The organism is Pseudomonadota bacterium (genome assembly GCA_039024915.1).
Classification (GTDB): domain Bacteria; phylum Pseudomonadota; class Alphaproteobacteria; order Rhizobiales; family MH13; genus MH13.
Genome location: JBCCPK010000009.1, coordinates 47330 through 73450, shown reverse-complemented (window position 1 = coordinate 73450; position 26121 = coordinate 47330). Strand labels below are relative to the sequence as shown.

26 protein-coding genes, 1 tRNA gene and 1 riboswitch are annotated in these 26121 nt (G+C 59.1%); of the genes, 13 read left to right on the top strand and 14 right to left on the bottom strand.

Features of this window, described 5'->3' with window-relative positions; translation table 11 throughout:
- The first annotated feature begins 50 nt into the window (after positions 1–50).
- Positions 51–335, top strand: coding sequence for a DUF1127 domain-containing protein (locus AAF739_16390; protein ID MEM6384253.1), 285 nt, complete (start codon positions 51–53; stop codon positions 333–335).
- 61 nt (positions 336–396) lie between these two features.
- Here the strand turns inward: AAF739_16390 and AAF739_16385 are convergent, their stop codons facing one another.
- The 4 genes from AAF739_16385 to lepA form a co-directional block, all read right to left on the bottom strand.
- Positions 397–1689, bottom strand: a complete 1293-nt coding sequence (locus tag AAF739_16385; GenBank protein ID MEM6384252.1) for a D-amino acid dehydrogenase — start codon at positions 1687–1689, stop codon at positions 397–399.
- Between the two features lie 220 nt (positions 1690–1909).
- Positions 1910–2023, bottom strand: a riboswitch (glycine riboswitch).
- A gap of 141 nt (positions 2024–2164) precedes the next feature.
- Positions 2165–2932 (bottom strand): SDR family oxidoreductase, encoded by a 768-nt coding sequence (locus AAF739_16380; GenBank protein MEM6384251.1) that lies wholly within the window; start codon positions 2930–2932, stop codon positions 2165–2167.
- A 137-nt stretch (positions 2933–3069) separates the two neighbouring features.
- Entirely contained in the window at positions 3070–3933 is an 864-nt protein-coding gene (locus tag AAF739_16375) for an extensin family protein (GenBank protein MEM6384250.1), read from the bottom strand.
- Positions 3934–4437: 504 nt separating this feature from the next.
- Positions 4438–6297, bottom strand: coding sequence for a translation elongation factor 4 (gene lepA, locus AAF739_16370; GenBank protein ID MEM6384249.1), 1860 nt, complete (start codon positions 6295–6297; stop codon positions 4438–4440).
- A 307-nt stretch (positions 6298–6604) separates the two neighbouring features.
- Here lepA and AAF739_16365 point away from each other — a divergent pair, with 307 nt between their 5' ends.
- Positions 6605–7279, top strand: a complete 675-nt coding sequence (locus tag AAF739_16365; protein MEM6384248.1) for a DUF3471 domain-containing protein — start codon at positions 6605–6607, stop codon at positions 7277–7279.
- A 68-nt stretch (positions 7280–7347) separates the two neighbouring features.
- On the opposite strand, the gene AAF739_16360 is transcribed toward AAF739_16365, so the two are convergent.
- The 5 genes from AAF739_16360 to fabA form a co-directional block, all read right to left on the bottom strand.
- Positions 7348–8394: a 2-oxoglutarate and iron-dependent oxygenase domain-containing protein gene (locus AAF739_16360; GenBank protein ID MEM6384247.1), complete on the bottom strand. Its 1047-nt coding sequence runs from the start codon at positions 8392–8394 to the stop codon at positions 7348–7350.
- Between the two features lie 95 nt (positions 8395–8489).
- Complete coding sequence (locus AAF739_16355; GenBank protein MEM6384246.1) at positions 8490–9335, bottom strand: SDR family oxidoreductase; 846 nt, start codon at positions 9333–9335, stop codon at positions 8490–8492.
- A 12-nt stretch (positions 9336–9347) separates the two neighbouring features.
- The gene (fabI, locus tag AAF739_16350) at positions 9348–10166 is read right to left on the bottom strand and encodes an enoyl-ACP reductase FabI (protein ID MEM6384245.1); all 819 of its coding nucleotides are present in this window, start codon (positions 10164–10166) and stop codon (positions 9348–9350) included.
- Positions 10167–10178: 12 nt separating this feature from the next.
- Positions 10179–11393 (bottom strand): beta-ketoacyl-ACP synthase I, encoded by a 1215-nt coding sequence (gene fabB, locus AAF739_16345; protein MEM6384244.1) that lies wholly within the window; start codon positions 11391–11393, stop codon positions 10179–10181.
- A 76-nt stretch (positions 11394–11469) separates the two neighbouring features.
- Positions 11470–11985: a bifunctional 3-hydroxydecanoyl-ACP dehydratase/trans-2-decenoyl-ACP isomerase gene (fabA, locus tag AAF739_16340; GenBank protein ID MEM6384243.1), complete on the bottom strand. Its 516-nt coding sequence runs from the start codon at positions 11983–11985 to the stop codon at positions 11470–11472.
- Between the two features lie 560 nt (positions 11986–12545).
- Between fabA and irrA the strand changes: the two genes are divergently transcribed.
- The gene (gene irrA / locus AAF739_16335) at positions 12546–12941 is read left to right on the top strand and encodes an iron response transcriptional regulator IrrA (protein ID MEM6384242.1); all 396 of its coding nucleotides are present in this window, start codon (positions 12546–12548) and stop codon (positions 12939–12941) included.
- 64 nt (positions 12942–13005) lie between these two features.
- On the opposite strand, the gene AAF739_16330 is transcribed toward irrA, so the two are convergent.
- Positions 13006–13599, bottom strand: coding sequence for an SH3 domain-containing protein (locus AAF739_16330; protein MEM6384241.1), 594 nt, complete (start codon positions 13597–13599; stop codon positions 13006–13008).
- A 269-nt stretch (positions 13600–13868) separates the two neighbouring features.
- Between AAF739_16330 and AAF739_16325 the strand changes: the two genes are divergently transcribed.
- Together AAF739_16325 and AAF739_16320 are read left to right on the top strand one after the other, a co-directional pair.
- Entirely contained in the window at positions 13869–14870 is a 1002-nt protein-coding gene (locus AAF739_16325) for a D-glycerate dehydrogenase (protein ID MEM6384240.1), read from the top strand.
- A gap of 12 nt (positions 14871–14882) precedes the next feature.
- Positions 14883–15374, top strand: a complete 492-nt coding sequence (locus AAF739_16320) for a cupin domain-containing protein (GenBank protein MEM6384239.1) — start codon at positions 14883–14885, stop codon at positions 15372–15374.
- Between the two features lie 101 nt (positions 15375–15475).
- Here AAF739_16320 and moeB read toward each other — a convergent pair whose 3' ends face one another.
- Entirely contained in the window at positions 15476–16213 is a 738-nt protein-coding gene (gene moeB, locus AAF739_16315; GenBank protein MEM6384238.1) for a molybdopterin-synthase adenylyltransferase MoeB, read from the bottom strand.
- Between the two features lie 102 nt (positions 16214–16315).
- Here moeB and AAF739_16310 point away from each other — a divergent pair, with 102 nt between their 5' ends.
- From AAF739_16310 to AAF739_16285, 6 genes are read left to right on the top strand one after another with little or no spacing between them, the layout of a single operon-like run.
- Positions 16316–16999, top strand: a complete 684-nt coding sequence (locus AAF739_16310) for a phosphoribosylanthranilate isomerase (GenBank protein MEM6384237.1) — start codon at positions 16316–16318, stop codon at positions 16997–16999.
- A 14-nt stretch (positions 17000–17013) separates the two neighbouring features.
- Positions 17014–18243 carry a tryptophan synthase subunit beta gene (gene trpB / locus AAF739_16305; GenBank protein ID MEM6384236.1) on the top strand — a complete coding sequence of 410 codons (1230 nt, stop codon included), beginning with the start codon at positions 17014–17016 and terminating at the stop codon, positions 18241–18243.
- On the top strand, positions 18240–18656 hold the full coding sequence (gene arsC / locus AAF739_16300) for an arsenate reductase (glutaredoxin) (GenBank protein ID MEM6384235.1): 417 nt from the start codon (positions 18240–18242) through the stop codon (positions 18654–18656). Before trpB ends, arsC begins: the two co-directional genes overlap by 4 nt.
- Positions 18653–19486 carry a tryptophan synthase subunit alpha gene (gene trpA, locus AAF739_16295; protein MEM6384234.1) on the top strand — a complete coding sequence of 278 codons (834 nt, stop codon included), beginning with the start codon at positions 18653–18655 and terminating at the stop codon, positions 19484–19486. Before arsC ends, trpA begins: the two co-directional genes overlap by 4 nt.
- A gap of 47 nt (positions 19487–19533) precedes the next feature.
- On the top strand, positions 19534–20571 hold the full coding sequence (accD, locus tag AAF739_16290; protein ID MEM6384233.1) for an acetyl-CoA carboxylase, carboxyltransferase subunit beta: 1038 nt from the start codon (positions 19534–19536) through the stop codon (positions 20569–20571).
- Positions 20568–21908, top strand: coding sequence for a folylpolyglutamate synthase/dihydrofolate synthase family protein (locus AAF739_16285; protein ID MEM6384232.1), 1341 nt, complete (start codon positions 20568–20570; stop codon positions 21906–21908). Before accD ends, AAF739_16285 begins: the two co-directional genes overlap by 4 nt.
- A 69-nt stretch (positions 21909–21977) precedes the next feature.
- Here the strand turns inward: AAF739_16285 and queG are convergent, their stop codons facing one another.
- Both queG and AAF739_16275 read right to left on the bottom strand, forming a co-directional pair.
- Positions 21978–23051, bottom strand: a complete 1074-nt coding sequence (gene queG, locus AAF739_16280; GenBank protein MEM6384231.1) for a tRNA epoxyqueuosine(34) reductase QueG — start codon at positions 23049–23051, stop codon at positions 21978–21980.
- Positions 23032–23715 (bottom strand): glutathione S-transferase family protein, encoded by a 684-nt coding sequence (locus AAF739_16275; GenBank protein MEM6384230.1) that lies wholly within the window; start codon positions 23713–23715, stop codon positions 23032–23034. The genes queG and AAF739_16275 overlap by 20 nt, the downstream gene beginning before the upstream one ends.
- Before the next feature lie 245 nt (positions 23716–23960).
- Here AAF739_16275 and AAF739_16270 point away from each other — a divergent pair, with 245 nt between their 5' ends.
- Positions 23961–24767, top strand: coding sequence for an undecaprenyl-diphosphate phosphatase (locus tag AAF739_16270; protein ID MEM6384229.1), 807 nt, complete (start codon positions 23961–23963; stop codon positions 24765–24767).
- Between the two features lie 59 nt (positions 24768–24826).
- Here AAF739_16270 and AAF739_16265 read toward each other — a convergent pair whose 3' ends face one another.
- The gene (locus AAF739_16265; protein MEM6384228.1) at positions 24827–25816 is read right to left on the bottom strand and encodes a complex I NDUFA9 subunit family protein; all 990 of its coding nucleotides are present in this window, start codon (positions 25814–25816) and stop codon (positions 24827–24829) included.
- 177 nt (positions 25817–25993) lie between these two features.
- Between AAF739_16265 and AAF739_16260 the strand changes: the two genes are divergently transcribed.
- Positions 25994–26080, top strand: a tRNA-Leu gene (locus AAF739_16260).
- Positions 26081–26121: the final 41 nt, after the last annotated feature.

Sequence of the window (26121 nt, the reverse complement as noted above, 5' to 3'; positions counted from 1 at the left end):
TTGCCTGACGGTCAGCTGCGTTGCCGCCATCAACCCGAAGGAGATGACAGATGGCTCATAATACTCTGATTACCCGTCGTTTTTTCGGCGAGCGCATTGTTCGACCCGTTTTGACGTCGCTGGCTCGCCTTTGGTCGACCATAGAGGTTTGGCACACACATCTGCGCAACCGACAGGGCGTGGAAAGCCTTCTGAAAATGGATGACGCGATCCTTCGCGACATCGGCGTCACGCGAGACGATGTCCGGTGGGCCAGCAGGTTGCCCTTCAACGTGAGCGCGGGCGCCGCGTTGGCACAGGTCACCGGTCGGCGGTGCAACCGCCAGCGAGACTGATTGGAAACCTGCTCATGAATTGCGGGCGCCGCGTAACCGTGTTGCGCGGCGTTTGCTTCGCCTACTGCGTTGCAGCTTGCAGAACGTTCTCTGCCACAAGTTCCGCAGTCCCGCATGACATCGTCCAACCAAGATGGCCATGGCCACAATGATAATGGACGCCCGGCGCCTTACCTGGTGCGAGGCGCGGCATCATATCGGGCATCATGGGTCGCAGACCTGCCCAGGGAACGCAGTGCTCGGTCGGCATGTCCGGGAAAAGCTGGTTGCACCACTCGACCAGCGGACGAATGCGATCCATCCGGATATCCCGGTTAAACCCGTTGAATTCGGCGGTGCCAGCCACGCGGAAACGATCTTTGCCAAGACGGCTGGTCACAATCTTGGCGTCGTCATCGACAAAGCTCATCCAGGGCGCGGCCTTTTGCGCCGCTTTTCCATCGAGCATCACGGTGATCGAATAGCCTTTGACCGGGTAGACGTTGACCCGATCACCAAGCTGTTTGGCAAGGGCGTAGGAACCCACGCCAGCAGCAACCACGATCTGATCAAAGGATTCGGTTGCCTCGACACCGTCCTTGACAAAGCGAACGGACACGCCACCCGAGGCAGACACTTGCTTCACCTCGACGTCCTGTTCGAAGCGAACGCCGTGCCTCGCCGCAGCCTGCGCCAAACCAACGGTGAATTTGTGAATATCGCCGGTGGTGTCTGATGGGGTGTAAAAGGCACCCTTGAAGTCACCGGTCAGCGTCGGTTCAAGCGCGGTTGCTTCGGTCGTGGTGATTTCGCGGCGATCCAAACCGGCACGGTCCAGAAGGTCATTGACCATACGTGCGTGCTTGGTCGCTTTATCGGTGCGGTAGACATGCATGATACCGCGCTTTTCATGATTGAAATCTATGCCTTCATCGGCAGCCCACGCTTCAAGATTGGCGCGCGCGAGGATCCCAAGCTCGGCAGAGCGAACAGTGTTGGCCTCGTAATCCTTCATCGCCAGCATGAACTCGGCGATCCAGGAATATTTGTGCCAGGACGGTTTGAGGTTGAACAACAAGGGAGCGTCCTTGGTGAACATCCATTTGATGCCCTTCTTGATGTTCGATGGATGATTCCACACTTCCGCATTCGACGCCGACAGCTGCCCGCCATTTGCAAAGCTCGTGTCCATGGCCGGATACCGGTGGCGGTCAAACACCGTTACCTCCAGCCCGCGCTTCGCAAGCGCATAGGCGGCCGTCACGCCGGTGATGCCCGCGCCGATAACAGCGATTTTCTGGCTTCCAGCTTTCTTGACGACACGCGGGAACGAGCCGGCAACATCAAAATCTGTAGGTTTGGTGGGCGCGTTCATGGCAAGGCCTCTCTAGCGGTGCGTCCAGACGGGTTTAATCGTTTGGCGCCCAAGTCGCGGGCGCCGCGCGATCCCCATCTGTCCGCGTACCTGAGAGGTTGGGCCGCCCTGCCCCGACCCGATGGTCGGCCCCGCGCTGTTTCATGCACGGTTGGTGGGCGGCTTTGCTCCTTCGGTGGGCCAACGACGATTATCGACGCGGCCGCTCTCCAGATTGCCTTACCGCGCTACGGTCCTTTCGCCTGAAAGATTCCGGGGAGGTTGCTTCTTCGGCCTCACTTGACCCGCGCCCATTTCGAGCGAGTGATCAAGCAATGTCTCCCGTAACGCGCACTCAGCCATGCCACAGGCAGCATCGGCTGCCAAGAACGATCAATCGGCAAGCATGAACAAAGTATAGGCATTCACAAGCAATTAGACTGCTCGACGCGGGCCGGGCATACTGGTGGCGTGGGCCTCTAAATGCTCGCAGTCGTCAGGCGATCAGCCCGACGGCGCGGCGAACATCCTCATCTCGCAGGGAGATATCCGTGCCAAGGTAGGCGTCGGCGTCGGCCGTACACATCCACGTCAGGGCCCGACCAACCCATTCGGCGGGAATGTGCACCGCTGGGTCAAGCTGGCTCACAGGGTTGATCCCAGAGGCCTTGATATCGACCTGCATCTGTGTCGCCACCGTCCCCGGAGACAGGCCCAGCGCCCGGATACCCTGCTCGGCGAGCTCCTTGTGCAAGGTCGCAGTGAACATCTTCACTGCCGCCTTGGAGGTGCAGTAATGGCTCCAGCCTTCCATGGCACCGTTCGCAGCTCCCGAAGAGATGTTGATAATCGTTCCTTTTTGCGCATTTCGCATACCGGGTAACGCGAGACGGGCACAATTATAGACCCCCATCACATTGATCTCTATAACTTTTTGCCAGGCATCAGGGTCGCTGTCTTCGATCCGTTCAATGGGCTCGAGGATACCGGCATTGTTGATCACCACATCAATCGGGCCGAAAGCCCGACGCGCGGCATCGAGCGCTGCGCTGACCTGGTCGCGTTGGGCCACATCACAGGCGACAGCCAGCGCGTCTCCGCCGCTGTCGCGTATGGCCTGCGCATGCTGCTCGATCTCGCCATCGCTTCGCGCGGCAAGAACGACTTTTGCGCCCAGGTCAGCAAAGCAGATAGCGGCTGCAGCGCCTATGCCGCGGCTAGCGCCTGTGATGAAGATCGTTTGGCCGGAAACGAGGTGAGACATGCGAGCTCCTGGATTTGGTCTGGGCTACCCTTATCGCGCGCGGAGCACAGCGCAAATGGGGTAACTGACCAATACGAGAGCATATGCGGGAGACCCGATGGGCAACGTCGCGTGGGGCGTGCTGCGTGCTCAAGAACCTATCGGCAATAGGTCGAGCTGCGCTGGGCCAAATCGAAATGCAGATGGTCGGAGTGGAACCCGTCTGAACCCGGGCCAAGCACCGTCTTGAAAGGCCCGCAAGCTGCTTGCCGAACCTGGCGCTGGAAGCGACCTTCCGCCCCTCGGCCATTGCGCGGGGCAACATGCCAATGCTGCCCATTGGCCAGGGTCAGGGCTCGCACGTCGATCGCCCGACCAAAGCTGTGCTCGCTCAAGCGTGCGCCCGGCTGGTGGTTACGGGTTCGGCACACATAAGACGCAGCCACGTGGACCGTCTGCGGTTGCGCCCGCAAATGCTGGCGGGCAGCGGGTGTGATCTGTTCGCGCATGAAGCGAGCAAATGCCACGGCCGTCGGGCAGTTGATCGTCGCCGACGGCTCAAGACGCGCCCCGCCGATTTGGGACACCCGCACGGCGTCATCGATCCCGCATCGGCCAGCGCCCTGCACCGATCCTATGCGCTGGAACACAACGCCGAGGCTCGCCAGCTGGGCGGCGCAACTGCCGGCGGCCGCTCCAACGATCGTGGCCGCCGGGGCGGCAGGCGCAAAAGGTGAGAGCAGAGAAGAGGGGCTCCACCGGGTCTCAAGACGAGGACGGGGGACGGGGGCCGGCGCAAGAAACCGTGGACCGCCCGCGCGCGCCGATGTGTGCGGGGACCCCAGCACCGGAACCGGGTTGCCTTGCGACAGAGGATTCAACGGTATGGGAAGCGGCGGATAGAGTGGAGCGCTCGATTGTGCGGCAGCCCCATCGATACCCACGATCACGCTGCACGCTATAATCGCGGCAAACAGCGTCCTCGACCGGCGCGCGAGGGATGATGTGTAGGTTTGGATCATGGTCAGCGCGTGTGTCTGCGAAGCTCTTGAGGCTGCCGGTTCAACCCGACGAACAATGGTCTGAGCAGACTAACCGACAGAGCGTTGCATCGAAGTAAAGCGGCGAGACTGTGATCTTGGAGGCTTGCGTGCTGGTGGCCGTGGGCGAAGCGGCGGACCCGATAGCCAAAAAAGTCCGCTAGCGCTTGGACGCTCGCAAAGACGCCAATTGTTCGCGGAAAGCGACCGCGCCCTGGTCACAGTCAAACCGGCTAGGGCGCGACTGGTGTCGTTATTGGTTACATGTTGGGTGTACAGTGCGAGCGGACCCGGCAAGCATGGTGCAGATGGTGGCGGGGACAGATCGCGCGACGCTCCATCTCGTAATCAAGCAACCAGACTGGGAACGCGAAACGTAGCTGAACGCAAGTGCAGACTTTGCTGCCCCTACTTTTGGACGCAGGGGACTTGCTTGTTCATCTGACGGTTGAGCGGACCGCCTTTCTGCCAAAGGTTAACAACGCGTTAACCGTCCATCTTGAGAGCTTTGATGAAGGCTTCCTGCGGAATGTCGACCTTGCCGAACTGCCGCATCTTCTTCTTGCCTTCCTTCTGCTTTTCCAGAAGCTTGCGCTTGCGGGTTACATCGCCACCGTAACACTTGGCGGTCACGTCCTTGCGCAGCGCCCGGATGGTCTCGCGTGCAATGATCTTCCCGCCGATCGCCGCTTGGATCGGGATGACGAACATGTGCTGAGGAATGAGATCCTTGAGCTTCTCGCACATGGCGCGGCCCCGCCGCTCCGCCTGGCTGCGGTGGACGAGGGTCGAGAGCGCATCGACGGGTTCGGAATTTACCAGGATCTGCATCTTCACAAGGTCTCCGGCCTCATAGCCGGTGATCTGGTAGTCGAAACTGGCATAGCCTTTCGAGATCGATTTCAACCGGTCGTAAAAATCGAAGACGACCTCGTTGAGCGGCAGCTGATAAACCAGCATCGCTCGGGCGCCGACATAGCTGAGCTCTTTCTGAACGCCGCGCCGCTCCTGGCAGAGCTTCAGAATTGGGCCAAGATACTCATCAGGCGTCAGGATCGTGGCCGTGATCCACGGCTCACGGATTTCCTCGATTTTCATGACGTCTGGCATATCGGCCGGGTTGTGCATTTCGAGCACATCGCCGGAGCCACGCATGACCATTTCGTAGACGACCGAAGGCGCGGTCGCGATAAGGTTCAACCCAAACTCCCGTTCGAGCCGCTCCTGGATAATCTCCAGGTGGAGCAGACCCAGAAAGCCACACCGAAAGCCAAACCCGAGCGCCGCGGACGTTTCCATCTCAAAGGAAAAACTCGCGTCGTTGAGCCGAAGCTTGCCCATCGCGGCGCGCAGATCTTCGAAGTCCGCCGCATCGACTGGAAATAGGCCGCAGAAAACAACCGGCTGGGCCGGTTTGAAGCCTGGCAGCATGTGCGCAGTCGGCTTCTTTTCATCGGTAATGGTGTCGCCGACCCGCGTGTCAGCCACCTCCTTGATCGACGCCGTCAGGAAGCCGATTTCGCCGGGACCAAGCTCGCCCAGTTCCGCCAGTTTCGGCGTGATGACCCCGACACGGTCCACGTCGTAAGTGGCGCCGGTTCCCATCATCCGGATCTTCTGACCCTTCTTCAGGGTCCCGTCGATAACGCGCACCAGAACGATCACGCCCAGATAGGCGTCGTACCAGCTATCGACCAGCATCGCCTTCAGCGTCGCATTCGGATTGCCCTTCGGCGCGGGCAAACGCTGAACGATTGCCTCAAGCACGTCATCGACGCCAAGACCAGTCTTCGCCGAAATCATCACAGCATCGGTTGCATCGAGCCCGATAACGTCTTCGATCTGCTGCTGCACGCGCTCAGGCTCGGCGGCGGGCAAATCGACCTTGTTGAGGACCGGCACGATCTCGTGGTCGTTGTCGATCGCCTGATAGACGTTCGCCAGCGTTTGCGCCTCGACGCCTTGCGCGGCATCCACCACGAGCAGCGAACCTTCGCAGGCCGCAAGTGAACGGTTCACTTCGTAGGCGAAGTCCACATGGCCCGGCGTATCGATGAGATTGAGGGTGTACGTTATGCCATCTTGAGCTTTGTAGATCAGGCGCACGGTCTGCGCCTTGATCGTAATCCCCCGCTCGCGCTCGATATCCATCGAATCGAGCACCTGCTCCTTCATCTCGCGCTCGGTCAGCGACCCGGTCATCTGGATCAGGCGATCGGCCAGCGTCGACTTTCCATGATCGATGTGTGCAACAATGGAGAAGTTGCGAATATGGCTGATCTCGACAGCCGTATCGTCACTCGTCGGCTGTTGATCAATCTGGGGGGCAATGGCAGGGTGGTTCATAGTGGCGCATATAGCACCGAGCCCTTGATCGGCAAAGCAAAACACGCGCGGCGGGCAGTCGCGGTAGGGGCGGCAGAGGATCGGTGGAGTAAGGAGCTTTCAAGCGCCTCGATTGTGGCCACGACCTGGTCATCTGCGTTGTCCGTTCTTTGGGTTTTCCCCGGGCGGATACCGCTGGAAGAACGGCAGCGACGCATGGGCTTCGGTTTCCTTGGACAACAGGTTCCCGCTCTTTTATATGTCGTGCTGGCCCTTGTTCGCGCGGGCCGTGTTTGCGGGGAAACAGTTGTAATGGCCGTCAAGAGCCATGGATAATTTCGATGCCACGCCAGTGGCGTGGAAACGCTATGAACAGATGCGCCCTCGGACCGAGATCGACGTCGATCCGAAAACGTTGGACGCGTATGTTGGCCACTTTGCGTTTGCCGACAGCCAGGTTGCAGAAATCGGGGTGCAAGACGGCCAGTTGACCATGCGTCTGGTCGGGCAGCCCGCGGTTGAACTGTTCCCCGAAGCGCGGGATGCCTTCTTCCTTAAAGCAGTCCCAGCGCAAGTGACGTTCCGGCGGGAAAGGTCAACGGTTACCGCGCTCACCTTGCACCAACATGGTCATGACCATCGAGCGCAACGATGTTCTGTTCGGCAATTTATCGAAGCCGAACTGGCGCGCAAAGCACACGCTAGGCGTCGGCAGCCCCTCAATGGCAGTGAAAGCACGCTCACGCGGATGCTTGAAGAGCAGCGCGCAAGCACGCCGGACTATGCGCGCATGACCGATGAACTCGAAGCACTTGTTCGAGAGCAATTGCCGCTGGCAAAGGCCGAACTTACGCGTCTGGGTACGCTTCAATCCCTGACGTTTCGTCGCGCAACGGAAGCCGGTTTCGATGTTTTCGATGCCCGGTTCGCCAATGGCACTGTCGAGGCCGGGATCAGTTTCTCCGGCGACGGTCGTGTCAACGGGTTCTATCTTCGGCCGTAAGCCTCTTTAGGGTTTAGCCCTGTGCCGGTCGCTTATCGCCCGAGCCGTCCCAAGTTGGCCCGCCTCGCCTAATCCGGCTCGGAGCGGTGGCTATACGTTTCATCGATACGCTTTTCGACATAGTCACCGGCGCGGATCGGTTCGTATCGGGGCAGGTTCGTTGCGGATTGGCAGCTATCCAACACTGCAATCTCGACATCGGGGTTCGGCCCGAAAAACAGTGGAATGGAGTAACGTTGACGCCCCGAACGGTTGATCGCGCGGTGTACGGTCGACTGGAAATAATCGTTTGTCCAGCGCGCCATCATGTCTCCAACATTGACAACAAACGCGCCCTCGACTGGGGGCGCTTCAATCCACTCACCGGCAGCGTTCAGAACCTGCAGTGCAGACGTCTCGTCGGTGCACAGGATGGTGAAGCACTCATAATCTGAGTGGGCGCCGATACCGATCTGCTTCTCATCAATGATCCCGTCCTGACTTGGGTAATGCAGGACCCGCATGACCGATAATGGCTTGGTAATCATCGGTTCAAAATAGCCCTCCGGCAATTCCAGAGCCAGCGCGAAGGCGCGAAAGATATCAGCTCCAAACTCAAGTGCGGCGGCATGATACGCCAGAAGCGCCTCGCGAAACCCGGGGACAGAGTTGCCATCGGGCCACTGGTTGGGGTTGTAACCGAACAAGCCCCGGTCGAGGTCCGGGTCGTCTGGCGAAAGTTCCAAAGCGAAATCGAACGCTTCATGCATATCGCCCTTGGCCGTCGGGTCGGTGTTTTCGCCAAGCAGCGGCGTGTACCCTCGATTGCCGGGATTGTTGTCGACAGGGATCGCCGTTTTGACCGCTTCGGGCGCCGCAAAGAAACGGTGGGCGGCATCAAATGTCCGACCGATGGTGTCGCTGGGCACGCCATGGCCGCTGGCGTAGAAGAAGCCAACCTGTGTGCAGGCCTCACGCACAAGCGCTCCAACCGCCATCCGCTCTGACAGCTCATCGCTGCGCATGGGCGCGAAATCTATGATCGGGATGTGCGAGAAAGCCGTTGGTTTGGCCCCAAGACCCGACTCGAAGAAGGCACGCGGCCCGTTCCCGGTGTTTATGGTTGGCGCATTCATAACCGATCCACTTTCAAAAAAGAACAGCCTGCCCGGTTCGTGCTAACAGGTCAAAGGGAAGCTCGCTCACCTCTGGGGACCGCATGCTGCAAAGCTTAATCGAGAAGCGACGCCAGCCCAGCTTTGTAATCGGGGTACAGATAGGAACCAAACAAGCGCTTGGATAAGGCGTTCGAAACTCGCTTGTTCTCGCCATAAAACGAACGGGCCATGGGCGTTAGATCGGCGGTTTCAAAATCAACAGCGGGCGGCGGAGCTGTGCCCAAGAGGCTCGCAGCATGTTCCAGAACGTCCTGAGGCGGGGCGGGCATGTCGTCGGTCACGTTAAGCGGTCCATTATACTCCGCGAGCAGGGCGGCGGCCACGACACGGCCGATATCTGCAACATGAATGCGGTTGAAGACCTGGCCGGGCTTGATGATGCGGCGCGCCTGGCCGTTAAGCACGCGTACGAGCGGATTTCGCTCCGGGCCATATATTCCCGATAAACGGTGACTGCTTAAAGGAATATCTTTTACAGAACATATTTTCTCCCACGCAGCCTCCGCCTCCAACCTGAGCACCGATCGCCGGCTTTCCGGTTGAAGCGTCGTCGTCTCGTCCACCCACGCACCGTCATGATTTCCGTAGACGCCAACGGTCGAAAGATACGCAACGCCCCGCAAGCGGTTGGCCGCAGAAAGGTTGTGGTGTCTGAGAAATGGGTCGCCGCCCTCGTCGGGGGCTGCGCTGATCAACAGATGTGTCGCGTCTTCAAGCTCGGCCGAAAGAGCATCAGACGGTTGCGTTGCATCGAACACGACAGCGCGCAGGCCATCGTTCGCTAATGCCTGCTGCTTGTCGGGCGTTCGCGTTGTTACGACCAGACCCTCAAGCTTATCGGTGAGCGCACGGTGCACCGACTGCGCGGAATAGCCATAGCCGATGACGAGCAGCCGCATGCCAGATCAGGGTCAGGCTTGCTGCTGCGCCTTAAGCGCGTCGAGCCGCGGCATGGAAATCGTGTTGTAGCCAGAATCGACGTAGTGAATCTCGCCGGTCACACCGCCCGATAAATCCGAAAGGAGGTACAGCCCGGCTCCACCGACCTCGTCCAGCGAAACCGTGCGCCCCAGAGGCGCGTGCTGTTTCTGGAAATTAAACATCAGGCGGGCATCGGCCACACCGGCGCCGGCAAGCGTCCGCATCGGGCCGGCAGAAATCGCGTTGACGCGAATCCCATCCAGGCCAAAATCGGTGGCCATGTAGCGCACGGATGCTTCAAGCGCGGCCTTGGCGACACCCATCACGTTGTAATTGGGCATAACGCGCTGAGAGCCGTCATAGGTCAGCGTCACCATGGATCCGCCGGGGGTATCGCCCTTGCTCATCAGTGCCGCCGCGCGCCGCCCTGTCTCAACAAACGAGAAACAAGAAATGGTCATTGTGCGCTGGAAGTTCTCACGGGTTGTATCCGCGAAGCGCCCGGTCAGCTCATTCTTGTCAGAGAACGCAACCGCATGGACGAAAAAATCGAGCGTTCCCCAATTGTGGTCAAGTGCATCGAAGACCGCATCAACCGATGTGATATCCTCCACATCACAATCCATGACCAGCGTGGAACCAACGCTCTGCGCCAACGGTTGAACGCGGCGCGCCATCGCGGCGCCCTGGTGGGTGAAGGCAAGGTCCGCACCATGATCGGCGAGCATCTTCGCAATGCCCCAAGCGATGGAATGATTGTTGGCCACCCCCATGATGAGGCCGCGCTTGCCCGACATTAACTTGGCCATAGTCAGCGGTCCTTACGCGTCGGGGTGCTTGAAAACGAGCGTGGCATTGGTTCCGCCAAAACCGAACGAATTGGAAAGCGCGACTGCGATATCCCTGTTCGTCCGCTCGCGCGGAATGGGTAAATCGGCGACATCGGGATCGATTTCATCGATGTGCGCGCTCTCGCAGACAAAACCGTTGTTCATCATCAGCAAGCTGTAGATCGCCTCCTGGACACCGGTTGCTCCAAGCGAATGCCCAGTCAATGATTTCGTTGCCGAAATCATAGGTACGTTAGAGCCAAAAACCTCACGAATTGCCTTCGCTTCGGTTACGTCACCAACCGGCGTTGATGTGCCATGCGGGTTGATGTAATCAACCGGCACATCGACCGTCTCCAGCGCTTGGTGCATGCAGCGCACAGCCCCTTCGCCCGACGGGGCAACCATGTCGTATCCGTCCGATGTCGCACCGTAACCAATGATCTCGCCGTAGATCGGTGCGCCGCGCGCTTTGGCGGTCTCATATTCTTCGAGAACCAGGACACCCGCGCCGCCAGCAATGACGAAGCCATCGCGGTTTTTGTCATAGGCGCGCGAGGCGCTCGAAGGTGTATCATTGTATTTTGATGACATCGCGCCCATCGCATCGAACAGGACCGACAAGGTCCAATCGAGGTCCTCGCAGCCACCTGCAAAGACGCGATCCTGCTTCCCCCATTGGATCATCTCATACGCACTGCCGATGCAGTGCGCCGACGTAGAGCAAGCCGATGAGATCGAGTAATTGACCCCTTTGATCTTGAAAAATGTCGCAAGGGTCGCCGACGCCGTCGAAGACATAGCCTTCGGTACAGCGAACGGGCCGACCCGCTTGGGGCCTTTGTCGCGGGTCGTATCTGCCGCGTCGACGATCACGCGCGTCGATGGGCCACCCGAACCCATAATGATGCCGGTGCGCGGATTGGATACCTCTTCATCAGATAGTTTCGCATCCGCAATGGCCTGATCCATAGCGACATGGTTCCATGCAGTCCCGCCGCCATGAAACCGCATATTGCGGCGATCAACCAGGGCAGCGACATCAATATCAGGCGCGCCGTGCACCTGGCAGCGAAAACCCAAATCCGCATAATCCTGGGCAAAAACAATGCCGGAACGAGCAGTCTTCAGGCTCGCCAGCACATCGTTGGTCGTGTTTCCAATTGATGAGACGATGCCCATCCCTGTGACGACGACGCGGCGCATTGCCATCTCCTGTTTGATAATCACAGCCCCAATGGGCCGGAACGGTGAGCGGTCCGATTAGGCTTTTGAGATGGGCTTAGGCGACAGCATCTTCAAACAGACCCACCCGCATACCGGAGACTGAGAAAATAGGCTTGCCGTCCGCTTTAAGCCAACCATCCGCAATCGCAAGCTTCAGCTTGGAGCGCATCACACGCTTGAGATCAACTCCATATTCAACGCGCTTGACGGACGGCTGAACCTGGCCGGTAAATTTGACCTCCCCAACGCCCAATGCGCGCCCACGGCCCTTTTCGCCGAGCCATCCAAGATAAAAGCCGGTTAGCTGCCACAGAGCATCAAGACCGAGACAACCAGGCATGACCGGATCACCAATAAAGTGGCATTGGAAAAACCAAAGCTCCGGATTGACCTCGAGTTCGGCAAGCACATGGCCCTTGCCATGGGCGCCACCCTCTTCAGCGATCGAGGTTATGCGATCAAACATGAGCATGGGCGGCGCAGGCAATTGTGCATTGCCGGGACCAAACATGCGACCCTCGGCGCATTCGATAAGTTCATCGTAGGTCAGCGATGAGGGACGGTCAGTCATGTTTTTTCCATGCGCTTTGTAGGCTGAAACGATGGCCGAGCATCACAGAGCACTGTGAGCGTACCAAAGACAGACGTGGTTCATTTGTGTGGCGCTGAGACAGAACACAAGCCCGTGCAATCCGGCCCACAGTCCAGCCACCTCAGCGAGCAGCAGCAACGCTGCGGGGATCGCTCAAATGACGACGCGCGTGGTAACAGCTTGGGACGCCAAAACAACCCCAAATGCATGTTGCGTTGCGGTCAAATGCCATGCGCGATCAGGTGATGCGGCGGCGGCATCGAAACCCTAGGTGATGACGCTATCTTGCAATTCATTGGCAGTTTATGCGATAAGCAGGCTGCCAGAGTAATTGACGCTCCCGCGGGAAACCGGCACAAAGGCGAGAAACTTAGGCGTTTTTGGTCTTTTGATCTCGCGCCGCCTCACTGGCGCCCGAACAACTGAGTAGATGCATAGACATCATGGCAACCGCTTCACCCTCCACCAAGGTTTCGCATTCTTTGCACGATTCGTCGTCGGCCGAGGACACATTGTTCGGTCGAGAACCAGCGCCGGCTATGATCGCGCGCCTTAGGAAAGCTGGCTTGCGTCCGACGCGCCAGCGTTTGGCTTTGGCGTCGATCCTGTTTGATGGACAAGATCGCCACGTATCGGCTGAATGGCTCCACGACGTTGCGAAGACAGCTGGTGCAGGGGTGTCCCTCGCCACGGTTTACAACACGTTGCACCAGTTCACCGAAGCGGGCTTACTTCGCGAGATTTCCGTGGATTCGGCGCGCACGTACTTCGATACCAATGTCGGGGATCATCACCACATGTTCCTTGAGCACGAAGACCGCGTTATTGATGTTCCCTCCGATGCGGTATCGGTTGACCGTTTGCCACCAATTCCCGACGGTATGGAACTTGTCAGCGTCGACGTTCTCATGCGCGTTCGCCCGAAAGCGGGCTGATACCGCAAGCTGCTGATCAGCTAGCAACACGACAATCCAGGATGTTTACGTTTTCTGTCGGGCCTCAATCGGCCGCAAATGACTCGTCTGGATACGCACCCCAGATCGCGCTTTGGCGAACATAGCCGCGCCAATCATTCGTCTCATTCGCAGCGGACACCGAACACCATTGGCCATCGCAGCTTTGCAGGCTCGCCAGGACGCGAGGCTCAAGGAGGAAGCGTGTCGACGCGTTGGCGCTGGGTGCGCGCCTCGCTGGGAGAGGGTCACCCTCGCTCCACGGTGCAATCACCGCCATGCGCCGTCCGGTAAGCAGGTCGTGCCGGATCCACCCTTCATCGCCATCCATGTCACGGATTTTGCGCCAGTTGCCGAACTCGGCGATGATCTCGACGGGAATTCCTGAGCGCTTGAAAGTCCAACGAATATCATAAGCACCGCCTGGCCCGACGCGGACGTTGGCTTCACTGGGGCGGATTGAAACGAAGCGCGGCAACGGCCAACCCGTCACAGGTCCTACCGTTACCCCGTTTTCGACCTGAGCCGCCTGGGCCCGTACTCGCTCGGCGAATAACAACGAAACGAGAGCAAGAACCACGACGCTGGCGAGAGTTATCCGCACGATCGGGACGTATCGAAGGGTGCTCAGGGCATTCATGGACGGAGCCTGTCTCTAAGGCGCCACAAGGCGCCGGGGCACGGCGGCTGGGGCCCGGGACGTTCGCTGCACTTGCCACCAGCTTGTGCGCTGCGGTACGGCAAGCGGTAACGGTGCCTGGCAGCCCTCGCGCCCATTCGAAGGATCACCACGATGCGTGGCGGTCCAATTGTTGACGACCGGCGTTAATTTTCGGTCAAGCGCAACAGGCAGCCATGCGAACTTCCAGACCCGCTGCGCGTTGGGGCGGGAACATAAGGTGTTGAGCGATGGTGAAGTCAAAACCGCAGGTTGTCGTCACGCGGAAGCTGCCCGACACTGTCGAGACCCGCATGCGCGAGTTGTTCGACGCGCGCCTGAACACCGAGGACAAGCCGATGAGCCAGGCGGAACTGGTCGATGCGGTGCGAAATGCCGATGTCCTGGTGCCAACGGTGACCGATCGGCTTGATTCGGCGCTTTTGGCGCAGGCGGGACCGAACCTCAAGCTGATAGCCCAGTTTGGTGCGGGCGTTGACAATATCGATGTCGAAGCCGCCAACAATCGGTCGATCACCATCACCAATACACCTGGCGTGCTGACTGAAGACACTGCCGACATGACAATGGCGCTGATGTTGGCGGTCCCACGTCGGTTGAAGGAAGGCGCTCGCTTCATTCAGGACCATGCAGAAGACTGGGCCGGCTGGTCACCAACCTGGATGCTTGGACATCGGATTTGGGGTAAAAGGCTCGGCGTTGTTGGCATGGGCCGGATTGGCCAGGCCGTCGCGCGACGCGCCAAGGCCTTTGGTCTGTCCATTCACTACCACAACCGTAGACGCGTTGCTTCAGCCATCGAAGAAGAGCTCGAGGCAACCTACTGGGATTCGCTTGATCAAATGCTGGCGCGAATGGACATCGTTTCCGTCCACTGCCCCCACACGCCGGCAACCTTCCATTTGTTGTCGGCGCGGCGCTTGAAGCTGCTCAAGCCAACGGCAATTCTTGTCAACACCGCCCGCGGCGAAATCATCGATGAGACGGCGATGATCCGAATGCTTGAAAACGATCAGCTGGGGGGCGCAGGCCTCGATGTTTTCGAGCACGAACCGATTGCGGATCCCAAACTTCTCAAGCTGGCGCGGGCGCACAAGGTTGTTCTGCTTCCCCATATGGGATCTGCGACCCTCGAAAGTCGCATCGATATGGGCGAGAAGGTTATCATCAATATTCGAGCATTCGCGGATGGGCATCGACCGCCCGATCGCGTTCTGCCGAGCATGCTCTAAACAGGCGCTACGATGCGCCGACCGATTGCCGCCAGTGAGCTTTCACCACGCACGTCAACGATCTATCCAGAGCCTTTCGCGTCAACCACCAAGGGGCGCGCGAAGCGTGCACTGGGTGATCAATTTGGCCTTGACCAATTCGGCGTAAACCACACCACGCTCGCGCCGGGGTCCGCGTCGGCATTGGTGCATTATCACAGCTGCGAGGATGAACTCGTCTACGTCTTGAGCGGCACGCCGACACTCGAAACCGATGAGGGCAAAACGCTTTTGCGCCCCGGTGATGTGATTGGCTTCAAGGGTGGAGTTTCTGAGGGCCATAGAATCATCAATGATTCCAATGCACCAGCAACTATTCTGGAGATCGGTACACGCCGACCGGATGTTGATGAGGTTGACTACCCCGAGGTTGATCTGCGTTACGGAACGAATTCTGATCCACAGGCAGGCAGGGACGGTGTGCCTGTGCGGATTTTTACCCGTAAGGACCGCACACCACTGTGACCGGAGGCATGAAGCAAGGCTACCTCGTCTCCGTCGACTAGCCCGTTTGTTCGGTGGCTGTCATCGCTTTCGGCGGCAGGACAGTAACCACATCATGACCATCACACCTCAAGCGTTTCGAACCGCATCGTCAAAGCATCGACAAGCAAAACGCGGCCAATCAGCGGCTCCCCAGCGCCGGTTATCAGCTTGACCACCTCCATCGCCTGCATGGTGCCCATCGTTCCTGTCAGCGCGCCGACCACACCCGCTTCGGCGCAGGTGGGCAGCGATCCGGGTTCCGGCGCTGCGGGGTAGATGTCACCGAACGAGGGCGCCAAACGGCCATCTGCGAGAGACATGTGTGGCGCGATAACGGTCAGGGATCCATCCCAAACAGATACCGCGGCTGTGACCATCGGCGCTTGGACCTGCTCGCAGACCTCGGCGATGACCTGCCGCGTTTCGAAGCTGTCGCTGCCATCGACGACCACATCCGCATCCGCCAGAAGGTCAGTCGCATTATCGCGTGACATTCGATTCGCGACCGGAACAATCTGAACTGTGTCGTTGATCGAGGAGAGTACTGAAGCGGCACTATGTACTTTGGGCTGACCGATAGCTTCACCATTGTGAATAATCTGGCGCTGCAGGTTGGATAGGGAGACCACATCATCGTCGACGATCACAATCGTCCCAACGCCTGCAGCGGCGAGGTACAGGAGACAGGGTGCCCCAAGACCGCCCGCACCGACCACCACGACCCGCGCGGCTCTCAGTTTCATCTGGCCCGGGCCGCCGATTTCCTTAATCACCAGGTGCCGCGCATACCGCTCTACCTCTTGAGGGCTGAAACTCACCCGCACCGCTCCTTGTTGTTGGGCGAACCCCATACGCTGACGCATCGCCGCACGAACAAACCTGAGGTTGCCGTGCAGCGCCCGCCCGTCTAGAGCATCGCCATGGATCGCCTGTCTGTCAAAATCTGTGGTTTATCGACACCCGAGACCGTTACAGCCGCGTTGAACGCAGGTGCTGACATGGTGGGGTTTGTCTATTTCCCAAAAAGCCCTCGGCACATTGACCTTGAGACCATGGCAGCGCTTGCAGATCAAGCGCGTAGCCGATCCTCAATCGTCGTCCTCACAGTCAATGCAGACCACGCCTTGATGAGGTCACTTGTAACGCGGGTGCGCCCCGACTGGGTCCAGATGCATGGCCATGAGGACGCTGGGCGGATCGAGGTGGTGAGAGCCCGTTTCGGCACGAAAATTATGAAGGCCGTGGGTATCGGCAGTGAAAGTGACGTGACACTGGCGAACTCGCTGGGACGGGTCGCAGACCGCTTATTGGTCGATGCGAAACCGGCAGAAGATGCAACACGCCCGGGCGGGTTGGGCGAAGTTTTCGATTGGGGGCTCCTGGACTCGCTTGACCGGACGCAACCCTTCATGCTTTCGGGTGGATTGACGGCAGCAAACGTTGCCCAGGCGATCGAACGGACGCGCGCACATGGCGTCGATGTATCATCAGGCGTCGAAAGCGCTCCAGGGATCAAAGACGCACTCGCGATAGAAGCATTCATCAAGGCTGCGCGCGGCGGGCAAAAGGTTTCGCCCCCAGACCCATCGTTTGCCGCATCCTAAGGGAGAACATCTGCGTGGACACACCGGTCAATTCCTATCGCACGGGCCCTGATGAGGGCGGGAATTTCGGCATATTTGGCGGCCGTTACGTTGCCGAAACACTTATGCCGCTCATCCTGGATCTGGAAAAGGCCTATGCGGATGCCCAGGCTGACCCGGCTTTTCAAGCCGAGCTCGACGCACTGAATGCGACCTACGCTGGCCGCCCGTCACCACTGTATTTCGCAGAGCGACTTACAGAGGAACTTGGCGGCGCGAAAATCTACTTCAAACGTGACGAGCTGAACCACACAGGCAGCCATAAGATCAACAATTGCCTGGGGCAGATCCTCCTGGCGCGGCGCATGGGCAAAACCCGAATTATCGCTGAAACCGGTGCTGGACAGCATGGCGTGGCAACAGCGACGGTTTGTGCGCGCTTTGGCCTGAAAGCGGTCATCTACATGGGCGCGACAGACGTCGAACGGCAGGCGCCGAACGTGTTCCGCATGAAGCTTCTGGGAGCAGAAGTCATCCCGGTTACCTCCGGTGCAGGCACGTTGAAGGACGCGATGAACGAGGCGCTGCGCGACTGGGTGGCGACGGTTGACGAGACGTATTACCTGATCGGTACCGCTGCAGGTCCCCATCCTTACCCAATGCTGGTGCGTGATTTCCAATCGGTCATCGGGCGTGAGTGCCGCGAACAGTTGCTCGAGGTGGAAGGTCGCCTGCCTAATAAAGCAGTGGCTTGCGTGGGCGGCGGATCAAATGCCATCGGGCTGTTTCACCCATTTCTCGACGATACCGACGTCGAGCTGATCGGTGTCGAGGCCGGTGGCCATGGTGTGTCCGTCGAGAATGGCCATGCGGCTTCGCTTTCAGGCGGCAAACCCGGCGTTCTACACGGTAACCGAACGTTCCTGCTGCAAGATGATGATGGTCAGATCCTTGAAGGCCACTCGATCTCAGCAGGGCTCGATTACCCGGGGATCGGTCCAGAGCATTCGTGGCTTAAAGACATTGGCCGTGTGCAGTACGTGCCCGTGACCGATACCGAAGCGCTTGAAGGGTTCAAACTCCTTGCGCGGACGGAGGGGATCCTGCCGGCACTGGAACCTGCCCACGCGTTGGCGCATGTGGCACTGATCGCGCCAGAGATGTCCCGCGACAGCATAATCGTCATGAACTTGTGTGGGCGTGGGGATAAGGATGTGCACACGGTCTCGCAAGCCCTAGAGGCGCAAGGAGCGGCGAGACAGTGACCGTCACCATCTACCACAACCCCAAATGCGGGACCTCGCGCAATGCGTTGGCGATGATCCGCCAGAGCGGGGTCGAACCGACGGTGATAGAATACCTCAAAACACCACCTTCACGGCGAGAGCTGGTCGATTTGCTTCGGGCTGCTGGCATGACGGTCCGCGACGTACTGCGCGAGAAGGGAACACCCTATCAGGAGCTCGGCCTTCACGATAAGACGCTCACCGAAGACGCCCTACTCGATGAGATTGAAAACCACCCGATCCTGATAAACCGGCCTATCGTCAAAGGACCAAAGGGGGTGGTGCTAGCACGGCCCTCAGAAAAGGTTCTGACAGTTCTTTCCGTACCCGGAACGACTTTCGCCTACACCAAAGAAGACGGCGAGATCGTCGAGTACAAGGTGCCCGTATGACCACGCGGATCGAGACACGTTTCGCCGCTCTGCGCGCAGAAGGGCGCCCAGCGCTCATGACCTACGTGATGGGTGGCGACCCTGATTACGAGGCATCGCTTGAGATCATGAAGGCACTTTCGAGCAACGGTGCCGATCTGATCGAACTCGGTATGCCCTTCTCCGACCCTATGGCCGATGGGCCGGCCATACAGGCGGCCGCTCGCCGCTCCTTGCAGGGCGGACAAACACTGCGCAAGACGCTGGACCTGATAACGGCCTTCCGTGAGCACGATGCCGACACACCCATCATCATGATGGGCTACTACAATCCGATCTACATTTATGGCGTGGACCGGTTCCTGAGCGATGCCCTTGCTGCCGGGGTCGATGGTTTAATTGTGGTCGACCTTCCGCCAGAGACAGACGCGGAGCTCTGCCTGCCCGCTCTTGAAGCAGGGTTAAATTTTATACGCCTTGCCACCCCGACAACCGACGCGGCCCGCCTGCCGGCGGTTTTGGGGAACACGTCCGGTTTTGTCTATTACGTCGCGATCAAGGGCATTACCGGCACGCGTAGCGCCGATCCGGCGGCCGTAGGTGAAGCCGTGGCGGCCATCCGCCGCTCGACAGGCCTGCCGGTAGCGGTCGGCTTCGGCATCAAAACGCCCGGTGATGCGGCGAGCATCGGTGCCGTGGCGGATGGCGTCGTGGTTGGCTCTGCCCTTGTCGGTGCGATCGAGGCAAGCCTTGATCGGGATGGCCGGGCGACAGATATGACGGTAAAACAGGTCGCAGCACTTACCGCTGACCTCGCCGCCGGGGTTCGCCGGGCTCGCAAGGCGGCCTGAACTATCGCGCCCACTACAGGGCTTTCAGAAAAAGGAGCGCGCGCCTCGTGAATTGGATCGACAATGTCGTGCGGCCAAGAATCCGTACGCTCTTCTCCTCCAGTCAAACCCCTGAGAACCTTTGGATCAAGTGTCCTGAGACGGGCGAGATGGTTTTCCATCGTGATCTCGAAAAGAATGACTGGGTGGTGCCGAATTCCGGCCATCATATGCGCATGCCGATCCGCGAGCGGTTGCACCGGCTGTTCGATGGCGGCCAGTTCGAGACGATCGGCACCCCCGACGTTGCCGCAGACCCGCTCCGGTTTCGCGATGAACGCCGCTACACTGATCGTATCAAGGATGCCCGCGCCAAGACCGGCGAACAAGATGCTTTCATCGTTGCGGCAGGAACCGTTGAAGGTCAAAGCGTCGTGGTCGCCGCACAAAACTTCGCTTTCATGGGCGGATCCTTGGGCATGGCGGCTGGCGAGGCGTTTATTAAGGCCTGCGAGGTTGCGGTTGACCGGGGACGGCCCTTGATCCTGTTTGCGGCCTCGGGTGGCGCACGCATGCAGGAGGGTATCCTCTCGCTTATGCAGTTGCCACGCACGACCGTCGCCGTGCAGCAGGTCAAGGAAGCCGGACTGCCCTACATCGTGGTCCTGACCAACCCGACCACCGGTGGCGTAACCGCATCCTACGCTATGCTGGGAGACATTCACATCGCCGAGCCGGGCGCGCTGATCGGCTTTGCCGGCCCGCGCGTCATTGAGCAGACGATCCGTGAAAAGCTGCCTGAAGGCTTTCAGCGCGCGGAATACCTGCTTGAACATGGCATGCTGGACATGGTGGTAGCGCGCAAAGACATGCGAACGACGCTTGCGCGGCTTGTCGATCTGATGACGAACCCGATCGCCCTGCCTATGAGCGATGGGCAGCCCGCCCCCATCCAGAACGAAGAGGACACAGTCGACCCGCCAGCAGATGCAGCCAATGGTTTTGACGAAGGGGCGGCTGCACAGGGCGACGCCGACCAACAGTCCAACGAACAGCCCATACCGCTCGCTGAGCCGGTCGCTGCGGGACAAACATCACATTCATGAACGATCCCCTGCATCCCCAGGTCCCGGCACCAGCGGTCGGCAAGAACGACGCGATTGCGCTCCTGGAGCGCTTCACAATGCTTCACCCGCGCGCGTGGGATTTGGGGCTTGAACGACTCAACCGCTTACTTGCTGAGATGGGCGATCCGCATCGGCGTTTGCCCCCGACGATCCACGTCGCAGGCACCAACGGCAAAGGCTCTACTATCGCGTTCGCCAGGGCGTTTCTCGAGGCCCAGGGCAAGTCGGTTCACGCCTACACATCGCCGCATCTCGTCCGCTTCAACGAACGCATCCGCATCGCGGGCAAGCTCGTTGATGATGAGGCTTTGGCCGACGCATTAGTCCGTTGCGAGCGCGTCAATGGCGGCCAGGCGATCACCTTTTTCGAAGCCACCACAGCGGTCGCGATGATGCTGTTTTCCGAAACACCCGCAGATGCATGTCTGCTTGAGGTTGGGTTGGGTGGGCGGCTCGACGCGACGAACGTGATCGAGGCACCTCACATCAGTGCGATCACGCCTATCTCAATGGATCATATGGGATTTCTCGGCGATACCATCGAGAAGATTGCCGCTGAGAAAGCTGGCATTCTCAAGCGGGATGTCCCATGTGTTGTCGCGCCTCAGGACCCCCGCGCCCTGCATGTCCTGCGGGCAGTTGCTGAGCGGGTCGGGGCACCATTGATCGAACACGGTCAGGACTTCATGGCCTATGAAGAACATGGCCGGCTCGTCTATCAAGACGGCTTTGGGCTTATGGACCTGCCGTTGCCCAAGCTGACAGGGCGGCATCAGATCATCAACGCCGGCACCGCCATTGCCTGCCTGCGCCACTGTGACCTCAACGGCTCGGACGAGAACTACGCGCGAGGCGTCACAGCTGCTTTTTGGCCCGGCCGGCTGCAAAAGCTCACTGGTGCGCTCGCGCAGCGTGCGCCATCGTGTGACGTGTGGCTCGACGGCGGCCACAACGCCGGCGGCGGACAGGCGTTAGCTGAAGCGATGGCTGATCTTGAGGATCGCGTGCAGCGACCACTCTACCTGGTCACGGGCATGATGCGCACAAAAGAAGCCACCGATTTCTTTCGCCCTTTCGAAGGGCTCGCCCGGCAGGTGATCGCTGTACCGATCCCCGATCATGTTAAGGCGCTCGACACGGTTGCTGTCGCGGCGTCTGCGTCAGAAACCGGCACCTTCGCCTCGGTTGCATCGAGTGTCGAGCAAGCGCTCGCGGAAATCGAAGAGAGTGCCCAGGAGCCTGCCCGGATACTGATTTGTGGCTCGCTATACCTTGCCGGTCATGCATTGCAGGCCGATGGCTTCAAACCCGTGTAGGGGCGCGCTGATAAACGTTGACGGACGAAGGTAATCGGGGGCCACATCCACCGCAAACTGGTGCACCGCTTAGCCCGCTTGCGAAATTGGTGCGGAGCTGTGCTGCAGGAGTTCACCCTGGGCCCAGCGGGCCGCTTCACGAACAATTCCGTTAGGATCGTTGAGCAGGTCTTCGACAGGCGCCAGAAGGTCGAGCCGATCGCTATTGCCGGCCGCAATCAAGCAATTGCGGATGAAGCGATCACGGCCAATCCGTTTGATCGGCGAGCCTGAGAACAAAGACCTGAACTGCTGATCATCAAGGCGCAGCAGCTGTTCAAGCTTTGGCGCGTTCAGCTCAGTTCGCGCGCGGAACTTAGCCTCGGACGAGGTTTGCGCAAACTTGTTCCAGGGGCAGACCGCCAGGCAATCATCGCAGCCATAGATGCGGTTTCCTATTGCCTTGCGAAACTCGACCGGGATCGGACCTTTGTGTTCGATCGTCAGGTAGGAGATGCAGCGCCGGGCATCGAGTTGGTAGGGCGCAGGAAAGGCATCTGTTGGACAGATATCAAGACAGCGGGTGCAGTTGCCGCAATGGTCGGTCTCAGCTTGTTGAGCGGCAATATCAAACGTTGTGAAAATCGCACCCAGGAACAACCACGACCCGTGCTCACGCGAAACCAGATTGGTATGCTTGCCCTGCCAACCCAGGCCAGCTGCCTGAGCGAGCGGCTTTTCCATGACAGGCGCTGTGTCAACAAACACCTTCACGGCGCCGCCGAGCCTGGAAACCAGCTTTGACGCTAGCGTCTTCAGCCGCCCCTTGATGACATCATGGTAGTCACGATTGCGCGCGTAGACGGAAATCGTTCCAACATCGGATTGCTCAAGCGTCACGGTGGGATCGCTGGGCGGCGCGTAGGACGCTCCCACCATGATGATCGCTTTAGCATCTGGCCATAAACGCCGGGGATGGCTCCGCCGGCTCGCGGTCTCGGCCATCCAACCCATCGAACCGTGCCGACCGAGCGCCACGAAGCGATTCAATCTCTCCCGCAGATCGTCAGCCTCATCGGCACGGGTTACGGCCCAGACATCAAAGCCGGTTTCGCGCGCCGCCTTGCCGATCAATCCGTGCGGGTCAGAAGTCGGGGTCTTCATAATGATCGGGCGGGATGACGCCCGTGACCCGTTCCGACAAGATCGGAGCGAATGAAGGCCTGGATTTGAGCTGTGCGTACCAGTCTTTGAGCGGTGGATGATCGGACCATGGCACTTCACCGAGATAGTCGAGCGAGGACATCGCAGCGCCAAACGCGAGATCAGCGAGGCTGAGACGCTCTGCCACCAGCCAATCATGGCTAGCCAACAAATGTGTCATGTAGCGCAGATGCCAGCCGAGGTTACCCCGGGCAATTCTCATTGCCTTGGTATCTGGGGCACCTCCACCGTGTTCATGTGGAATTTGCCGCTTTAGTGCTTTTTCCAGGACCAGTACCGAGGAGACATCGCTTTCAAGCAGAAGCAGCGCCCAATCGACTAACCGACGGACCTCGGCGCGATCGGCAGGGTCGGTGGGAAGCAGCGGTGCCCCTTGATCGTCGCGCGTTTCACAAACAAAACCCGTAATGGGTCCGGCGCCCACCAGATTGGCTTGGTCGACCACCAGCACGGGAACAGTCGCAGCTGGATTAAGCGACAGGAACTCCTTTCGCCGCGCCCAGACCTTCTCCACCTGCATTTCGGCCTGAACACCGTACTCGGCTAAAGTGAGACGAACATATCGGCTGGCGACGTCTAGCGATTGGTGGAAGAGCGTGGGCATTGAGACTTTCAAGCTTATGGTGCGGAACGCAAAAGACGTTGCACAGATGACCTTACTGGCTGTGCCTGCATACAGCCATTGTCAGGCTGGTGGGTATAGGCGCACACCCGTTGAGCGACAATGGGGCGGGGTGCAGGAAATCTTTACGCAATGCTGGTTTATCGAGCGCAGCTTAGGTGGAGCGATTAACGCTGCATCGGGAGCGGTCATATTTATTCCTCGTCCCGCGTTCAAAGGCCTGTCTAATGACCCTTGAGACATTTCTTGAGGCCCTTTTTCTGGGCCTGCTGGAAGGCCTGACCGAGTTCATCCCGGTTTCTTCGACCGGGCATATTCTGCTGGCGGGGCATTTCCTGGGCTTCGAGAACGAGGGGAAAATCTTCGAAGTTCTTATTCAGCTGGGCGCCATTTTGGCGGTCCTATCGGTCTACACTGTGAAGCTCCTGCAGATCGCCAAGGAGCTTCCGACAAATCCACGAGCGCGACGGTTCGTGGCAGGTATAGTCCTTGCGTTCTTGCCGGCAGCGTTTGCAGGCGTACTGATGCATGAATTCATCAAGACGATCTTGTTCGAAACGCCGGCACTGATCTGCACGACGCTGATTGTGGGCGGCATCATCTTGCTGCTGGTGGACAGGATGGAGCTCTCGCCTCGCTACAATGATGTGATGGATTACCCGCTTAAGCTTTGCTTGGGAATCGGCCTTTTCCAATGCTTGGCCCTGATACCTGGCGTATCACGCTCCGGCTCGACGATCGTCGGCTCACTGTTGATGGGGACCGACAAACGCTCAGCGGCGGAGTTCACCTTTTTCTTGGCCATGCCCACAATGTCCGGCGCCTTCGTTTATGATCTTTACGCTAACCGCGACATCGTCACGACGGATGGACTGATGGTGGTCGCCGTCGGGTTTGTTGCCGCGTTTTTCATGGCCGTGATCGTGGTGCGCTGGCTCCTCGATTATGTATCCAAGCATGGCTTTGCTCTATTCGCCTGGTGGCGAATTATTGTCGGCAGCTTGGGCTTTGTTGGGCTTGCGTTGCTGGGTTGAGGAAGCCCGAAGACGAAAGAGGAACATCATGCGCCAAGGCGCATGCCTTCGGCCCGTGGTCAGGGCTTGGAACCCAACGCGGCGTACTGACCATGCTTGCGATAACGCCAAAGATAGGTCGGCAGTATTGCATCCATCGCCGAAGCGGTGAGGCCTAGACCTTCAAGCGTACGGCTGTCATCAAGAGCCGCTTGCGAAACGACGTTGTCCTTCGCAAGGAGCTTGACCTGATCGACCGTCAGGACCGGTTTAGGCAGGAGCTCGAAAACGCGCGCCTGGAGCATCGCAACATTTCTAGGAAGCGCAATGATGGGCCGCCGACGTTCAATGACCTTGAGCATGCGCTCCATCAAGCCTTCGAAGGTGTCGATCTCCGGACCGCCCAGCTCGTAGATGGTTCCAGGCTTCGCGGCCCCATCGATTGCCAAGGCAACAGCATCGCCAACATCGCCCACATAGACGGGCTGAAACTTTGTTGTTGGCCCGACGACAGGGAGTATCGGCGAGAACCGCGCCATGTTGGCAAAGCGATTGAAGAATTCATCTTCCGGGCCAAACACGATTGAGGGACGCATGATTATGGCGTCAGGAACCGCCAGCAGGACTGCGTGCTCGCCGAGCGCTTTCGTTCGGGCATATCCGGCGTCCGAGGTCGCATCCGCGCCGATTGCTGACATGTGAACAAAGTTGGAGATGCCCGCCTTTGCGCATGCTTGCGCAATCAATGCAGGGCCGTCGGCTTGAATGGAACTGAAGCTCTGCTTACCGCTTTCAAACAGTATGCCGACCAGATTTACGACCGCATCGGCGCCTTCAATTGCCCGATCGACCGACCAGTCAAACCGCAGGTTTGCTTGCACCGCGTGAACCTGACCGACAGCGCCCATAGGCTGTAGATGCCCCGCGAGGTCCGGCCGGCGCACCGCGACGCGTACCCGGTAACCTTTCTTGGCCAGCTCACGGACGACATACCGCCCGAGAAATCCGGATCCACCAAAGACAGTCACCAACTTGCCGTTAAGGCCCGCATTGCCAGGCGCATCAATCATTTCCGAAGACCCTTTTCCGATCGTGGTCACGGTCTCACCTAGGGCGTAAACACCGCCATGTGAAGCGGCTGGCAGCACGGTATTAGGATGCTGGTTGATTAACGCCTGGCCACGTTGCTGTGAGCGTTGACAAGCGAACAGGGGCACCCTAAGCCGTGGTCGCTTTCTGCATGCCTTGCCCAGGTGGCGGAATTGGTAGACGCGCTGGCTTCAGGTGCCAGTGGCCGCAAGGCCGTGGAAGTTCGAGTCTTCTCCTGGGCACCATTTGGACGGTGTGAGGCAATCAAACTCGAAACCGAAGATGG

What these genes read in the sequence shown, in the direction of transcription:
- AAF739_16380 (MEM6384251.1), bottom strand. Translation starts at nt 2,932, where the DNA reads ATGTCTCACCTCGTTTCCGGCCAAACGATCTTCATCACAGGCGCTAGC.
- irrA (MEM6384242.1), top strand. Translation starts at nt 12,546, where the DNA reads ATGATCGCGCGCCTTAGGAAAGCTGGCTTGCGTCCGACGCGCCAGCGT.
- queG (MEM6384231.1), bottom strand. Translation starts at nt 23,051, where the DNA reads ATGAAGACCCCGACTTCTGACCCGCACGGATTGATCGGCAAGGCGGCG.
- lepA (MEM6384249.1), bottom strand. Translation starts at nt 6,297, where the DNA reads ATGAACCACCCTGCCATTGCCCCCCAGATTGATCAACAGCCGACGAGT.
- fabB (MEM6384244.1), bottom strand. Translation starts at nt 11,393, where the DNA reads ATGCGCCGCGTCGTCGTCACAGGGATGGGCATCGTCTCATCAATTGGA.
- AAF739_16360 (MEM6384247.1), bottom strand. Translation starts at nt 8,394, where the DNA reads ATGAATGCGCCAACCATAAACACCGGGAACGGGCCGCGTGCCTTCTTC.
- AAF739_16285 (MEM6384232.1), top strand. Translation starts at nt 20,568, where the DNA reads ATGAACGATCCCCTGCATCCCCAGGTCCCGGCACCAGCGGTCGGCAAG.
- AAF739_16265 (MEM6384228.1), bottom strand. Translation starts at nt 25,816, where the DNA reads ATGATTGATGCGCCTGGCAATGCGGGCCTTAACGGCAAGTTGGTGACT.
- AAF739_16320 (MEM6384239.1), top strand. Translation starts at nt 14,883, where the DNA reads ATGCGCCGACCGATTGCCGCCAGTGAGCTTTCACCACGCACGTCAACG.
- AAF739_16275 (MEM6384230.1), bottom strand. Translation starts at nt 23,715, where the DNA reads ATGCCCACGCTCTTCCACCAATCGCTAGACGTCGCCAGCCGATATGTT.
- AAF739_16375 (MEM6384250.1), bottom strand. Translation starts at nt 3,933, where the DNA reads ATGATCCAAACCTACACATCATCCCTCGCGCGCCGGTCGAGGACGCTG.
- AAF739_16365 (MEM6384248.1), top strand. Translation starts at nt 6,605, where the DNA reads ATGGATAATTTCGATGCCACGCCAGTGGCGTGGAAACGCTATGAACAG.
- AAF739_16330 (MEM6384241.1), bottom strand. Translation starts at nt 13,599, where the DNA reads ATGAATGCCCTGAGCACCCTTCGATACGTCCCGATCGTGCGGATAACT.
- AAF739_16355 (MEM6384246.1), bottom strand. Translation starts at nt 9,335, where the DNA reads ATGCGGCTGCTCGTCATCGGCTATGGCTATTCCGCGCAGTCGGTGCAC.
- AAF739_16310 (MEM6384237.1), top strand. Translation starts at nt 16,316, where the DNA reads ATGGATCGCCTGTCTGTCAAAATCTGTGGTTTATCGACACCCGAGACC.
- fabI (MEM6384245.1), bottom strand. Translation starts at nt 10,166, where the DNA reads ATGGCCAAGTTAATGTCGGGCAAGCGCGGCCTCATCATGGGGGTGGCC.
- fabA (MEM6384243.1), bottom strand. Translation starts at nt 11,985, where the DNA reads ATGACTGACCGTCCCTCATCGCTGACCTACGATGAACTTATCGAATGC.
- AAF739_16390 (MEM6384253.1), top strand. Translation starts at nt 51, where the DNA reads ATGGCTCATAATACTCTGATTACCCGTCGTTTTTTCGGCGAGCGCATT.
- AAF739_16325 (MEM6384240.1), top strand. Translation starts at nt 13,869, where the DNA reads ATGGTGAAGTCAAAACCGCAGGTTGTCGTCACGCGGAAGCTGCCCGAC.
- AAF739_16270 (MEM6384229.1), top strand. Translation starts at nt 23,961, where the DNA reads ATGACCCTTGAGACATTTCTTGAGGCCCTTTTTCTGGGCCTGCTGGAA.
- AAF739_16385 (MEM6384252.1), bottom strand. Translation starts at nt 1,689, where the DNA reads ATGAACGCGCCCACCAAACCTACAGATTTTGATGTTGCCGGCTCGTTC.
- trpA (MEM6384234.1), top strand. Translation starts at nt 18,653, where the DNA reads ATGACCACGCGGATCGAGACACGTTTCGCCGCTCTGCGCGCAGAAGGG.